The following is a 12647-nucleotide window of genomic DNA, read 5'->3' as shown; positions in this document are numbered from 1 at the left end:
CACACTAGCGCGTCGACGAAGGGTCCTTTTCCGCCGGTTCGCTCCGGTCGACTCCCGCGGGTCGCCGATTGCCGAGCGTGAACGCGAGGTTCGCGATCACCGTCGCCACCAGCATCGTCAGCGCCATCGGCAGTGCAGTGCCCTCCCCGCCGAGACTGACCAGCGGAGCGACCAGGCCGGCGAGGCCGAACTGCAGTGCACCGAGCAGTGCCGATCCGGTGCCGGAGGCCTCCCGTACCGTGCTCAGGGCCAGGGCGGTGACATTGCCGAAGACCAGACCGAGGGGTGCGACGGCGAAGAAGATCGGCACCACCAGCCACAGCGGATCGAGGCCACTCAGGGCGATCGCGGTGATGGCCACGATGGCGGTTGCGTTCACCGACAGCCCGATCCGGGCGAGTCGGCGCGGGCCCACCGAGTCGGCCAGCCGGGCGGAGATCCCGCTGCTGAGCATCAGGCCGAGCGCATTGATGCCGAAGGCGAGACCGTACTGCCAGGTACTGAGGCCCATCAGGTCCTGGTAGAGGAAGGAGGAGGCCGAGATGTAGGCCATCATGGTGGCGAAGCCGAAGGCGAACCCGAGGGTGTTGCCGACATAGGACCGCGACCACAGCATCGAGGGATGGAAGGGTGTCGCGGCGCCCCCGCGGCGTTCGGCCGGCAGGGTCTCGCGCAGTTGTGTGGTGCCGATCAGGGCGACCAGGCAGAGGGCGGCGACGATCCACATCAGGCCCCGCCAGCCGAGCGGCTCGACCAGCAGACTGCCGAGCAGGGGCGCGATCACCGGGGCCACGCCGCCGACCAGCATCAACAGGCTGAGCGCGCGGGCAGCGGCATCACCGACGGCCAGGTCGGAGATCATCGCCCGGCCGATCACCATGCCTGCAGCCGAACAGATTCCCTGTACCAGGCGGGCGATCACCAGCACCGTGATGGTCGGCGCGAGCGCCACGGCGACGCCTGCCGCGACGGCGATCACCAGGCCGATCACCAGCGGGCGCATCCGGCCGATGCGGTCCGAGATCGGTCCGAAGATCAGCTGCCCCACACCGGCGCCGATGAGGAACGAGGTCAATGACAACTGGATACCCGACTCGGTGGTGGACAGGTCGTCGACCATGGTCGGGAATGCCGCCAGATACAGGTCGGTGCCGAACGGTGCGAGCGCAGTCAACAGGGCCAGTGGTATCAGCCATCTGGCCCCGAGGGTGGTCGACTCCTTCGTCGCTGTCGCTGTGTCTGGTGTGCTCATCCTACCTGCTTTCCTATGAAGTCATAGCTATGTTTACATAGCTATGAGACGATAGCAACCGGGAGGAGTCACCGTGGATGAACGCCAGGAACAGGCTGCCGATCTGGCGGCGCTGATCGTCAGTCTTGCCCGGCGGATCGCCGATCTGCCCTTCACCGATCCGGAGATCGTCTCGCTGAGCCCGTTGGAGGTGCTGGTGCTGCGCCACATCGACCAACGCGACGCGATCAGCCCCTCCGAGCTCGGACGGCAACTGGGGCTGAAGAGCAGCAACACCAGCGCCGCCCTGCGTGCCCTGACCGAACTCGGCCTGGTCCGGCGGACCCGGTCCGAACAGGATCGCCGGGTGATCGAGGTGTCACTCACCGACCGCGCGCGGGACACGATCGAGCGGGTACGCGCCGAACGCTCGGCACTGTTGTTGTCGCTGATCGCCGACGATGCCGAGCTGTCCACCACGGTGGCCCTGCTCGGAAGAATCGAGGAGAAGCTCTGGGAACGGGACTGATCCGGGTCCCGATTTGAACCTCTCGCAGCGTGAGGGTCGAGCCTTGAGCCATGTCCACCACCACTGCGCCGAGCGCCCTGCAGCGCTCGATGATCGAAGACCTCGACCCCGACGTCCGCATCCAGGCGGTATTGGAACTGGCCGAGTCCCCCGGCGACGAGGTCGCCGCAGCGCTCGTACAGGCCATGGGCACCGAGCCGGAGTTCGCGATCCGGGAGACCCTCACCTGGGCCCTCGGGCGGATGCCCGAGGAGGCCACGCCGTACCTTCATGACGCCTTGCGCAGTGAGCATTGGCTGGCCCGGATGCAGGCCCTGCACGTGCTCTCGAAATGGGGCCGCGCCACCGATGCCGAGTTCGTGGTGGAACTGGTCGCCGACGCACACCCGTTGGTGGCCGCGCGGGCGTGCTGGGCTGCCGGGCAGACCCGGAATCCAGCGGTGATCCCGGTGCTGATCGGCGCCCTGGGCCGGGGCGAGGAGGAGTTGCGCAACACCATGTCGAGTGCGTTCAGCGCATTGGGGCGCGCTGGTGTGGATGCGCTTGCGGTGGCGGTACGTTCCCCGGGAGCGGTCGCGTCGCGGGTCCACGCCGCCGACACCTTGGCCTATCTGGGCACGCCGGCAGCCGATCCGGCGACCCTGGCCCTGGCCGAGGCGGCTGAGGACGATCAGGCCGACGCCGAGGTACGTTTCGCTGCCCTGAACGCCTTGGGCCGGCTGCCGTCGACCTGGGCCGAACGGGCGCTGCAGACCATGAGCGGGGCAAGCGATGCGCTGCTCGCCGACCTCGCCCGGCGACTGCTGGACAAACGCGGTGAGCAGATCGACGACCTGACCTATCTGACCGAACGGACCGGAGCCACCCGGCTGCAGGCCAGGACGGCGATGCGGAATCATCACGGAGACCGAGTCGCTGCACTGGGATCGCTGCGCCCGGTCGAGGTCGCGCCACTGGCACACGGGACGATCGCCGCCGGCCCGGGGGTGCTGGTGGAACTGCTGACGACCAGCGACCTGACAGCGACCTCACAGGCGTTCGTCGGCCTCGCCGGACAACTCGCGGCGCTGGCCGGCGACGGTACGCCGGACTCCCGGGGAGAGATCGATCCCGAAATGCTGCTCGCCGGCGAGGTCGGCGGCCGGCCGGTTCGCACGGCGATCGCCGACCTGGCCGAGGCCGCCGGCGAACCGGTCCGACTCGGCCGGGTGCTGCGACTGCCCGGGCACACCGCAACTCATCTGCTCGGTCCCGGTCCGACCCATCGGGTGGCCGCCCTGGCGTCGGTGACCGGTGGTACGCCGGAACGCCGTGACGTCCTGGCGATGATCACCGCACGGCAGGTGGCCGAAGCCGACCCGCGGTGGACGACCGCGGCCGAGGTGCCGACCGAGACCACCGACCGGGTACGCAGGCGGGCCGAGACGGACCTCGGCGGCATCGACGTGCCGCAGCGCCGACTGGACTCGGCAGTGGTTCGCTACCTGCAGCAGACCGTGTTGCTGGAACAGCCCTCGGTCAGCGAACTCGGGCTCCGGATCGCCGACCACTTCCGGGGCACCGGAGTCGAGGTGACCGACTGGGTACGCCTGGAGTTGGGTCGTGCACACTCCGGCTGATCATGGCGTCGGGTCATCGTCGGAGCGTGCGCGCGGCGCCCGATCTGCGGTCCGGCCGGCTCCCCCGGTGCTGTCGTGCGGGGGTTGCCGGTCGGCCAGCAGGCGCCCCGCCAGCAGCCGGAGTTGATCATCGCCGCTTCGGGCAGCCCGTTCGATCGCCGCCATCGCCTGGGTCCCGGGCAGTTGCCCGAGCGCCAGCACGGCGGCGAAGCGTACCTGCAGCTGAGCATCACCGGCGGCGGTGGACAACGGCGCGGCTGCCGCAGGATCGCCGATCAGTCCGAGGATCTCGGCGGCCCGTTCCCGCACCCCCGGGTCGGGATCGGACAGCCGCTGCGCCACCGGCTCCAACGCAGGTGGGCCGAAGTCGGCTATCGCGGTCGAGATGACTTCGGCCGGCTCGGCACCCAGGGCATCGACCAAGGTGTCGAGCGCCCGCTGGTCACCGGTCCGGCCGAGGCCGAATGCCGCACTGGCGACCACCTGCGGGTCGGCATCGGCGAACAGCTGCTGCAATCCGGGCACCACTTGGGGGCCTGCCAGTTTGCCCAGGGTGTGGGCGACCTGCCGACGTACCGCAGGATCATGATCATCGATCCGAGCGACCAGTTCCGGCAGTGCCCGCTCGGGGTGTTGCGCCAGCGCCCAGGACAGCACCTCTCGTACCCCGGGATCGGGGTCGCTGACCAGGTGCTGGGCGAGCACCGGCACGTCCTCGGGCAGGTGCGTGTCCAGTGCGGCGCTGATCCGCTGATGGACTTCGGCGCGGTTCAGCCGTTCGGACAGTTCGATCGTGTCCAACACCTGTGACCAGTTCTTGTCGGCCGTCCCCTGCAGCTCGGTCAGACGCTGTCGCAGTGCCTGCAACCGGGTGATCTGCTCGTCGACCGCGTGCAGGTGCTCGGTGAGGGCTTCGGCGGCCGAGAACCCCGGTTCGTCCAGCGCAGCCTGGATCTCGGGCAGCGACAACCCGATCGACTTCAGGTTCTGGATCGACAGCAGCCGTCGAAGGTCCTCTGCGGAGTACAGCCGGTGATCACCCCAGGTCCGTTCACTGGGCACCAGCAGCCCGAGGTCGTCGTAGTGCCGCAGCGCCCGCACGCTCAGACCGCTGCGACGGGCGACCTCACCGATCCGCAGTGGCTCCGGGCCCACCACGAGTCAGCCGAGCTTGCGCAACCGCGGTTCGAGATCGCGGGAGAACAGGTCGAGGAACCGGCGTTGATCATGACCCGGGGCGTGGAAGACCAGATGGTTCAATCCGGCATCGACATAGGCCTTGACCTGTTCGACGGCCTGATCGGGATCGGAGGCCACGATCCATCGCTTCGCCACCTGCTCGATCGGCAGCGCGTCGGCGGCCTCCTCCATCTCGATCGGGTCGTTGATCGAATGCTTCTGCTCGGCGCTCAGCGACAACGGCGCCCAGAACCGGGTGTTCTCCAGTGCGAGCTCGGGATCGGTGTCGTAGGAGATCTTGATCTCGATCATCTTGTCGATCGTGGACGGATCCCGGCCGACCTTCTCCGCGCCCTCGACGACGCTCGGGATCAGCTTCTCGGTGTAGAGCTCCATTCCCTTGCCGGAGGTGCAGATGAATCCGTCACCGGCCCGACCGGCATAGCGCGCGACCATCGGTCCGCCGGCAGCGATGTAGATCGGGACGCCGCCCTCGGGTACGTCGTAGATCGAGGCACCCTTCAGCTTGTAGTACTCACCGTCGAAGTCGACCCGATCGCCCTGCCAGAGCTCACGCATCAGCTTCACGGCCTCCCGGAGCCGGGCGAAGCGCTCCTTGAACTCGGGCCATTCACCGTCGAAACCGGTGGCGATCTCGTTCAGTGCCTCACCGGTACCGACGCCGAGGAAGATCCGGTCCGGATACAGACAGGCCATGGTGGCGAAGGCCTGGGCGATCACCGCCGGGTTGTACCGGAAGGTCGGGGTGAGTACCGAGGTCCCCAACTGCAGCCGCTCGGTACGCTCACCCACCGCGGTCATCCAGGCCAGGGAGAACGGGGCGTGGCCACCCTTGTGCCGCCACGGCTGGAAGTGGTCGCTGACCGTGGCCGAGTCCATCCCACTGGCTTCGGCGCGGACCGCGAGCTCGACCAGCTCGCGTGGCGCGAACTGTTCGGCCGAGGCCTTGTACCCGAGTTTCAGTTCCACCGTTCCACCACTCCTTCGCACACCCGAAGCGTTCGGCATCGGGATGACTCAGCCTACGCTGCCCTGTCTCGGCGGGTACGTGCAGCCGGTCAGGAGTTGAAGCGGTTCTGCGCGGCCGACAGGCCGTCGTTGACCAACACCTCGACCGCATCGGCACAGTTCTCGGTCTGCAACTCGACCTCGGCCCGGTCGGCGGGGCGGAAGTCCGACAGCACCCAGGCCTGGACCTCCATCCGGCCCGGCGGACGTCCGATGCCGAACCGGATCCGCGGGAAGTCACCGGTGCCGAGATGGGCCCGGATCGACTTCAGTCCGTTGTGCCCGTTGTCACCGCCACCGAGCTTGACCCGGATCCGGCCCAGGTCGAGGTCCAGTTCGTCGTGGATCACGATCACCTGTTCGGCCGGGACCTTGTGGAAGGCGGCCAGTTTGCGTACCGCGAGACCGGAGTCGTTCATGTAGGTACGCGGTTTCACCAGCACCAGCCGCTGTGCCGGTGTGCCGATGCCACCGATCCCGGCTGCGGTCAGCCGGGTCTCGGCGACCTCGGCGCGCATCCCGCGCGGAGCGGTGAACTTCACTCCGGCGCGGGATGCCAAGGCGTCGGCGACGAAGAAGCCGACATTGTGCCGATTGCCGGCATAGCCGGGCCCGGGGTTGCCGAGCCCGACGACCAGCCACGGCGCGGAACTGCTCACTCCTGCGAGTCACCCTCGGATTCGCCGTCACCGGGCTCCTGGCCCTCGGCAGCCTCGGCGTCCTCGTCCAGGGTCGGCTCGATGCCGGCCTCGGCCTCGGCCTCGGCCAGCTCGGCGTCCAGCTCGGCCTGGGTCGGGGCATTGGTCACGTTGACGATCAGCGAGTCCGCCTCGTGTCCGGCGAGTTCTGCACCCTCCGGCAGCTTGAGCTGCTCGGCCAGGATCTGCGTACCGGCCTCGAGACCCTCGACCGAGATCTCGATCTCCTCGGGGATATTGGTGGCCAGCACCTCCAGACCGATGGTCTGCAGGTCCAGCATCACCACGGTGTCCGGGGCGGCCTCACCGGTGACGGTGAGCGGCACCTCCACGGTGACCTTCTCACCGCGCTTCACCGCGATCAGGTCGACATGCTCGATGGTGCCCTTGATCGGGTCGCGCTGCACCTGCTTGGGCAGGGCGAGCTGGCTTTCGGAGCCGCTGAGCTCGATGGTCAGCAGGGCGTTCGAGTTGCGCAGCGCCAGCAGGGTCTCGTGACCCGGCAAGGTGATGTGGACCGGATCCATGCCGTGTCCGTAGATGACCGCCGGAACCTTGTCGGCGCGGCGGATACGGCGGGCAGCGCCCTTGCCGAACGCGTCCCGCGCTTCGGCGTTGAGAGTGATGATGTCAGCCATTGTGTGGTCCTCCAACCTGTCGATGACGGCGAGGATGAACGCAGATTGCTCTGCCGGCCGGGTACGGACCCGGGCCCTGTCGATCACGGAGCTCTCACTCCCTCGCCATGGCAACCCGGCAATGATACGTTCTCGTGCCCGATCTGGGAAGTTGCCGCGTTGACTCATTGAAGATGCCCGCGTGGGTGGGTTCGTTGCCTCATCCGCAAGTGCCCGCGTGAGGGAGCATCGGGGATGGAGCTCACGTTGGCTGCTCGGCGGCAGGTCACGAAGGCGCAGTTGCGGCGGTGGCCGAAGCGGCCGGCCCGTACCGACAGGGCGGGTCCTTGACTGCCCGCCAAGTCGGGACAGAATTGGAGTCCCGGCGGAAAGGCCAGCAATGACCGACAGCACCGACCCGACCTCGACCGAGGTTCCCGCGACGACGCCAGTGACCGTTCCCACCGGTGACGGGGATCTGTCCTGCTTCCAGTTCGGGACCGGCGTCCCGGAGGTGCTCGCCATCCATGGCATCACGGGCAACCATCTGGCTTGGGCCGGTCTGCACCAGGCGCTGCCCGACACCCCGATGCTGACGCCGGATCTGCGGGGCCGTGGTGCCAGCAGTGATCTGCCGGGTCCGTTCGGGATGGAACGCCATGCCGCCGATTGTGCGCTGGCGCTGCGGCAGACCACCGATCGCCCGGTCGTGGTGGTGGGGCATTCGATGGGTGCCTTCGTGGCGATCACCCTGGCGGTGCAGTACCCCGAGCTGGTCGAGCGGTTGGTACTCGTCGACGGTGGCGCCCCGCTGCCGAAACCACCGGGTATGGCGCACACGCCGCTGGACGAGGTGGCTCATGCTGCCCTCGGTCCGGCCGCGCATCGGTTGTCCCGTACCTTCACCAGCCGGGAGGAGTACGTCGCGCAGTTTCGGGAGCATCCGGCGCTGCGTGATCACTGGAGCCCGGCGGTCGAGGCCTACGCGGCCTATGACCTGACCGGCGAGCCGCCGCACCTGCATGCGCGTACCTCGTCCGAGGCGATGTTGGCCGATTTCGCCGAGTTGTTCGTCGGCGGGGCGAATGAACAGGTCAGTGCTCGCTTGCAGCACCGCGCCGAGGTGCTACGGGCACCGCACGGTTTGCTGGACAAGTCGCCGCTGTACCCACCGGGCTATCTCGATGCCTGGGCGACCACACTTCCGGAGGTCCGGATCACCGAGGTCGGCGACGTCAACCACTACACGATCGTCCTGGGCGAGGGCGTGCAGCGCGTGGCGAGGTCCGTCCTCGACTGAGGCGCGGCCGTCGTGGCCGAGTTTCCCGGATGGTCGCGTGGGTCCGACCCCAAATCCCAGTTGAGCTTCGACGAACGGCTGAGGAATCACGCGGGGAGCAAGTACGGATGAGACCGTCCCACGCTCGGCCGGCCTCGGACCGGAAGGGCAGCACGGGAACACCCGAGCACCCTGCTCACCCGGCACCTGAACTGCGCAAGCCACCCCGGGCCCATCCCCGATTCCGCACCCGGACCGGGGATCGCGAATCGGAACCGGAAATCGACCCCGCCACCGCGGGTATCGGACCCGCCAACAGCGAACCGGGGATCGACCCCGCCAACAGTGGGAATCGGACCCGCCAACAGCGAACCGGAGATCGCCCCCGCCAACCGCGGGAATCGAACCGCGAACCGCGAACCGGGGATCGACCCCGCCAACAGTGGATCGGCACCGCTGAACCGGGAATCTCCGACCGCATCGCAGGTGTGGTGGGCGTAAAAGGGCGAGAGGACCGGAGCCTGCGACGGAACTCTCGTCCTCGGGCGGCGATGCGGTCGGTGATTCCCGGTCGCAGACCCGACCAGAGGAGCCGGGCCCGTCCACGAAGACCCCAAAGCTCCACCCGCGACGAAGCACCCGACGCCCAGTATCACCTTCCCAACAGTCGCGCTCACCACGACCACCGCAGACACGGGCCCCATCGACCGTGATCACACCGGTCAGCATGCTAACACCTCGAACAGGAGGAACTCCGCAATCCACCTGTGGACAACAGATTTGAGCAACCCCGAGTGTCAGACCTGGCAGTTAGATTGATTCCATGACAGCGGACCACATCGTCGCCGAGCATGCAGAGTTGCGTGCGGTGATGTTGCGTCTTCGAGCTGCTCAGCGTGATCAACTTCAGGCAGCCTGCCACTGGGCCGATTCCCACCCGTGGCTCGGTGACCTGACCAACCCGTCCGGTGTGGAGACGGTTTCTCGTTTCGCCGGCGAGGGCACTCCTGAGGTGGAGCCGGGATCCGTCGCCGAGTTCGCCGCACTGCTCGGGTTGAGCACTGCTGGGGGTGAGCGTTTGCTGGCCGAGGCGCTCGAGCTCCGGCACCGACTTCCCTTGCTCTGGGAGCGCGTCACCCGACTTGATCTGTCGGCCGATCATGCTCGGCGGGTCGCCGCCCGGACGATGACGCTCAGCCATGGCGCCGCCGCCTGGGTCGATCGCCAGCTGGTCACCTTTGCCGGCCGTGTCTGCGTCAGTCAGCTCGAACGGACGGTCGAGGCAGCACGACGCGTCACCGGAGAGCGCGCCGACAGCGAGGTGTTCGACGAGCGCCATGTGACGATCCGGACCGGTGACACCCGCGTCAACGCAGTTGCCGAGGTCAGCGCAATCCTCGACGCTGTCGATGGCGCCGACCTGGAGAAGGCCCTGCAGTACGGTGCCGCTCAGCAGAAGGCCTGGGGTTCCGCCGAGGGTCTCAATGCCCGTCGCGCTCTCGCCCTGGGCGAGCTGGCTCGCCGGCAGACACCCTTGCCCGCGGCCGGAGGTGTGACACCAGAGGCTGCGTCTGCGGGGACACCGGCACCGACGTCGGCGTCCCTGCCGCCAACGCCAGGCACTCAGCCGTCCACACCCGCGAGACACTCGACGGTCGTGGATCGATCCGGCGACGCGGTTCCTGTTGACTCCGGCGACGATATGCGCTCCCCGGGTCCTCATCGGACGCACATCCCCAATCGATCGAGGCGTCGATGCCGGCGCCGCGATTGATCGACTTGCAGTTGGTCACCCAGCTCGATTCCGTGACTGGCCAGACCGATGATCAACTGGGGATGGTCGCCTCCACAGGCGCCGTGATCACTGCCGAACAGATCCGCCGTTGGTGTGGATCCCCCGGAGTCACCGTGACCGTACGACCAGTGATCGATCTGAACCAACCCGCGGTGACCGACTCCTACGTACCGACCGCACGGATCCGCGAACAGGTCAGACTCACCCACCCGACCTGCATCTTCCCCTGGTGCAGTCGCCCATCGGCGAAGTGCGACCTCGACCACATCGTTGTCTTCAACGCAGGCGGGCCGACCATCACCGACAACCTGGCACCACTGTGTCGACGGCATCACCGGCTGAAGACGTTCCACGGTTGGCGGTACCGGCGCACCGGCAGCACCGACTTCGAGTGGGTCAGCCCGTCCGGTGAGATCTTCCGGCGACACGGTCCACTGAGCTTTCCTGCGGGCACGGATCCGATCACACCCGCGATCGGCTCGACTCCACTGCCGACAATTCCGGGAGCGACCTCATTGCCACCCCCGCGGCGCCGACGACGGCCCGACCGTCCGCCAGCAGCGGATCCCGAGCCACCGCGGTTCTGAGTGTGGTGTTCCCGTCATCGTGGCGGCGCGGCCGGGCCCACCCGGCCCGACGACGCACCAACTTTGGTGTTCATGTTCAACCTTGACTTGGAGCGTGCTCGAACTTCTAGCCTGCTGACGTGGCAGAGGACGAGGCAGGTCTCACGGTGGCTCAGATGGCCGAGGCGACTGGGGTGACAGCACATACATTGCGCTTCTACGAGCGTGCTGAGCTGATCCGGCCCGTGGCCCGGAACTCGGGGAACCAACGCCGATACTCGAGTGCGGACGTGGAGTGGGTGAGGTTCTTGTTGCGTCTCAGGGAAACGGGCATGCCGATCTCGCAGATGCGCGAGTACGCCGCCCTTCGCGAGCAGGGACCGGTGACGACGGAGGCCCGCCTGCGACTACTCCAAGCACATCAGGCCGGTCTCCGCGAGCAGATCACCCTCCTGCGCTCCCACGAGAAGGCGCTGGCCGAAAAGATCCGGCTCTACCGCAACGACCTCACCCGACCCGCCGACACGTCGACACGTCGACACGTCGACACGTCGACAGAACGGAACCACTGATGTCTGAAAGTGCCGAACGACAGCGGCGCTTCGAGCACGGGAAGAAGGTGCTGGACGCCATCGACGGAACTGCCGGCGCGAACGTCATCGACGCGCTCGGCGACATATCCCCAGAACTGGGCCACCAGGTTGTCGCCTGGGGGTTCGGTGAGATCTACTCGCGACCCGGCCTGGAACCCCGTGACCGGCAGCTCGTGACCCTCGGCATGCTCACCGCGCTCGGCGGCTGCGAGTCCCAGCTCGATGTTCACATCAATGCTGCTCTCAACATCGGGCTCACTCCGCAGCAAATCATCGAGGCGCTCCTGCACACCGCCGTCTACTGCGGCTTCCCCCGTGCCCTGAACGCGACATTCACCGCCAAGAAGGTCTTCGCCGAACGAGGCCTGCTCCCGGTCACCTGACTGCTCGACCCCTTGGACTCGAGCTGGCGCCAGACCGCACTCCCTGCAACGCTCCAGATGCGGTGACCGTATGCTCACCGAACGTCTCAGGACTGCCCGTCGAACAGCTTGGTCACCGAACCGTCCTCGAACACCTCATGGATCGCCCGGGCGATCAGCGGCGCGATCGACAGCACCGTCAGCTTGTCCATCTCCACATCGGTCCGGATCGGCAAGGTGTTGGTGACGATCACTTCCTCGAAGGCGGAGTTGTTGAGCCGCTCACCGGCCGGGCCGGAGAGCACCGGATGGGTCGCCGCGGCGATCACCTTCTTCGCTCCTCGGGCCAGCAATGCATCGGCGGCCTGGCAGATCGTACCGGCGGTGTCGATCATGTCGTCGACCAGCAGACAGACCTTGCCCTCGACCTCACCGACCACCTCGTAGACGGCAACGGTGTTGGCCACATTCGGATCCCGGCGCTTGTGGATGATCGCCAACGGCGCATCCAGTTTGTCGGTCCACATATCGGCCAGCCGTACCCGGCCGGCATCCGGCGAGACGATCGTCAGGTCCTCCCCGACATACTTCTCCTTCACATAGTCCGACAGCACCGGCAGCGCCCACAGATGATCAACCGGGCCGTCGAAGAATCCCTGGATCTGTGCCGCGTGCAGGTCCACCGACATGATCCGGTCAGCACCGGCTGCCTTGTACAGATCGGCGATCAACCGGGCCGAGATCGGCTCCCGGCCGGCGTGCTTCTTGTCCTGTCGCGCATAGGGATAGAACGGCGAGACCACCGTGATCCGATCCGCCGAAGCCCGCTTCAGCGCATCGATCATGATCAACTGTTCCATGATCGCCTCGTTCACCGGCGCAGCGTGGCTCTGGATCACGAACGCATCGGAGCCGCGTACCGACTCCTCGAAGCGGACGTAGATCTCGGAGTTCGCATAGGAGACCGAGCGGGTCGGGGTGAGTCCGCAACCGAGGAGTTCGGCGACCTCCTCGGCCAACTCCGGATAGGCCTGACCGGAGAAGAGCATCAAATGCTTCTCCGGTACCTTCTTCAACCCGCTCATGGTCTCCTCCGACTGCCGACGACACTGGTGATCATTGCATGGCCCCGACGGGCCGCGCAGACAAG

General features: G+C 67.2%; 13 protein-coding genes. 7 read left to right on the top strand and 6 right to left on the bottom strand.

What is annotated here, in order from left to right:
- Positions 1–4: 4 nt before the first annotated feature.
- The gene (locus CLV29_RS00560; RefSeq protein ID WP_133753161.1) at positions 5–1252 is read right to left on the bottom strand and encodes a multidrug effflux MFS transporter; all 1248 of its coding nucleotides are present in this window, start codon (positions 1250–1252) and stop codon (positions 5–7) included.
- Positions 1253–1325: 73 nt separating this feature from the next.
- On the opposite strand from CLV29_RS00560, the gene CLV29_RS00555 reads away from it, so the two are divergent.
- Entirely contained in the window at positions 1326–1760 is a 435-nt protein-coding gene (locus CLV29_RS00555; protein ID WP_133753160.1) for a MarR family winged helix-turn-helix transcriptional regulator, read from the top strand.
- Between the two features lie 50 nt (positions 1761–1810).
- Positions 1811–3379 (top strand): HEAT repeat domain-containing protein, encoded by a 1569-nt coding sequence (locus CLV29_RS00550; protein WP_133753159.1) that lies wholly within the window; start codon positions 1811–1813, stop codon positions 3377–3379.
- On the opposite strand, the gene CLV29_RS00545 is transcribed toward CLV29_RS00550, so the two are convergent.
- From CLV29_RS00545 to CLV29_RS00530, 4 genes are all read right to left on the bottom strand, one after another.
- Entirely contained in the window at positions 3380–4537 is a 1158-nt protein-coding gene (locus CLV29_RS00545; RefSeq protein ID WP_133753158.1) for a HEAT repeat domain-containing protein, read from the bottom strand.
- 3 nt (positions 4538–4540) lie between these two features.
- Positions 4541–5548 (bottom strand): glucose-6-phosphate dehydrogenase (coenzyme-F420), encoded by a 1008-nt coding sequence (gene fgd, locus CLV29_RS00540; protein ID WP_208292696.1) that lies wholly within the window; start codon positions 5546–5548, stop codon positions 4541–4543.
- Positions 5549–5637: 89 nt separating this feature from the next.
- On the bottom strand, positions 5638–6246 hold the full coding sequence (gene pth, locus CLV29_RS00535; protein WP_133753156.1) for an aminoacyl-tRNA hydrolase: 609 nt from the start codon (positions 6244–6246) through the stop codon (positions 5638–5640).
- Complete coding sequence (locus tag CLV29_RS00530; RefSeq protein WP_133753155.1) at positions 6243–6923, bottom strand: 50S ribosomal protein L25/general stress protein Ctc; 681 nt, start codon at positions 6921–6923, stop codon at positions 6243–6245. Before CLV29_RS00530 ends, pth begins: the two co-directional genes overlap by 4 nt.
- Before the next feature lie 379 nt (positions 6924–7302).
- Here CLV29_RS00530 and CLV29_RS00525 point away from each other — a divergent pair, with 379 nt between their 5' ends.
- The 5 genes from CLV29_RS00525 (at position 7303) to CLV29_RS00505 (ending at position 11518) form a co-directional block, all read left to right on the top strand.
- Positions 7303–8202, top strand: coding sequence for an alpha/beta hydrolase (locus tag CLV29_RS00525; RefSeq protein WP_133753154.1), 900 nt, complete (start codon positions 7303–7305; stop codon positions 8200–8202).
- Between the two features lie 802 nt (positions 8203–9004).
- On the top strand, positions 9005–9955 hold the full coding sequence (locus tag CLV29_RS00520; RefSeq protein ID WP_133753153.1) for a DUF222 domain-containing protein: 951 nt from the start codon (positions 9005–9007) through the stop codon (positions 9953–9955).
- 134 nt (positions 9956–10089) lie between these two features.
- Positions 10090–10563, top strand: a complete 474-nt coding sequence (locus CLV29_RS00515) for an HNH endonuclease signature motif containing protein (protein ID WP_133753152.1) — start codon at positions 10090–10092, stop codon at positions 10561–10563.
- A gap of 155 nt (positions 10564–10718) precedes the next feature.
- Positions 10719–11114 (top strand): MerR family transcriptional regulator, encoded by a 396-nt coding sequence (locus tag CLV29_RS16925; protein WP_279586472.1) that lies wholly within the window; start codon positions 10719–10721, stop codon positions 11112–11114.
- A gap of 47 nt (positions 11115–11161) precedes the next feature.
- Positions 11162–11518 (top strand): carboxymuconolactone decarboxylase family protein, encoded by a 357-nt coding sequence (locus CLV29_RS00505; protein WP_208292695.1) that lies wholly within the window; start codon positions 11162–11164, stop codon positions 11516–11518.
- 86 nt (positions 11519–11604) lie between these two features.
- On the opposite strand, the gene CLV29_RS00500 is transcribed toward CLV29_RS00505, so the two are convergent.
- Positions 11605–12582, bottom strand: coding sequence for a ribose-phosphate diphosphokinase (locus tag CLV29_RS00500; protein ID WP_133753149.1), 978 nt, complete (start codon positions 12580–12582; stop codon positions 11605–11607).
- Positions 12583–12647: the final 65 nt, after the last annotated feature.

Origin of the sequence: Naumannella halotolerans, assembly GCF_004364645.1 — a bacterium.
Lineage (GTDB): Bacteria > Actinomycetota > Actinomycetes > Propionibacteriales > Propionibacteriaceae > Naumannella > Naumannella halotolerans.
This window is presented reverse-complemented; position numbering and strand designations above follow the sequence as displayed.

What these genes read in the sequence shown, in the direction of transcription:
- CLV29_RS16925 (WP_279586472.1), top strand. Translation starts at nt 10,719, where the DNA reads ATGGCCGAGGCGACTGGGGTGACAGCACATACATTGCGCTTCTACGAG.
- CLV29_RS00560 (WP_133753161.1), bottom strand. Translation starts at nt 1,252, where the DNA reads ATGAGCACACCAGACACAGCGACAGCGACGAAGGAGTCGACCACCCTC.
- CLV29_RS00530 (WP_133753155.1), bottom strand. Translation starts at nt 6,923, where the DNA reads ATGGCTGACATCATCACTCTCAACGCCGAAGCGCGGGACGCGTTCGGC.
- CLV29_RS00520 (WP_133753153.1), top strand. Translation starts at nt 9,005, where the DNA reads ATGACAGCGGACCACATCGTCGCCGAGCATGCAGAGTTGCGTGCGGTG.
- CLV29_RS00525 (WP_133753154.1), top strand. Translation starts at nt 7,303, where the DNA reads ATGACCGACAGCACCGACCCGACCTCGACCGAGGTTCCCGCGACGACG.
- CLV29_RS00550 (WP_133753159.1), top strand. Translation starts at nt 1,811, where the DNA reads ATGTCCACCACCACTGCGCCGAGCGCCCTGCAGCGCTCGATGATCGAA.
- CLV29_RS00500 (WP_133753149.1), bottom strand. Translation starts at nt 12,582, where the DNA reads ATGAGCGGGTTGAAGAAGGTACCGGAGAAGCATTTGATGCTCTTCTCC.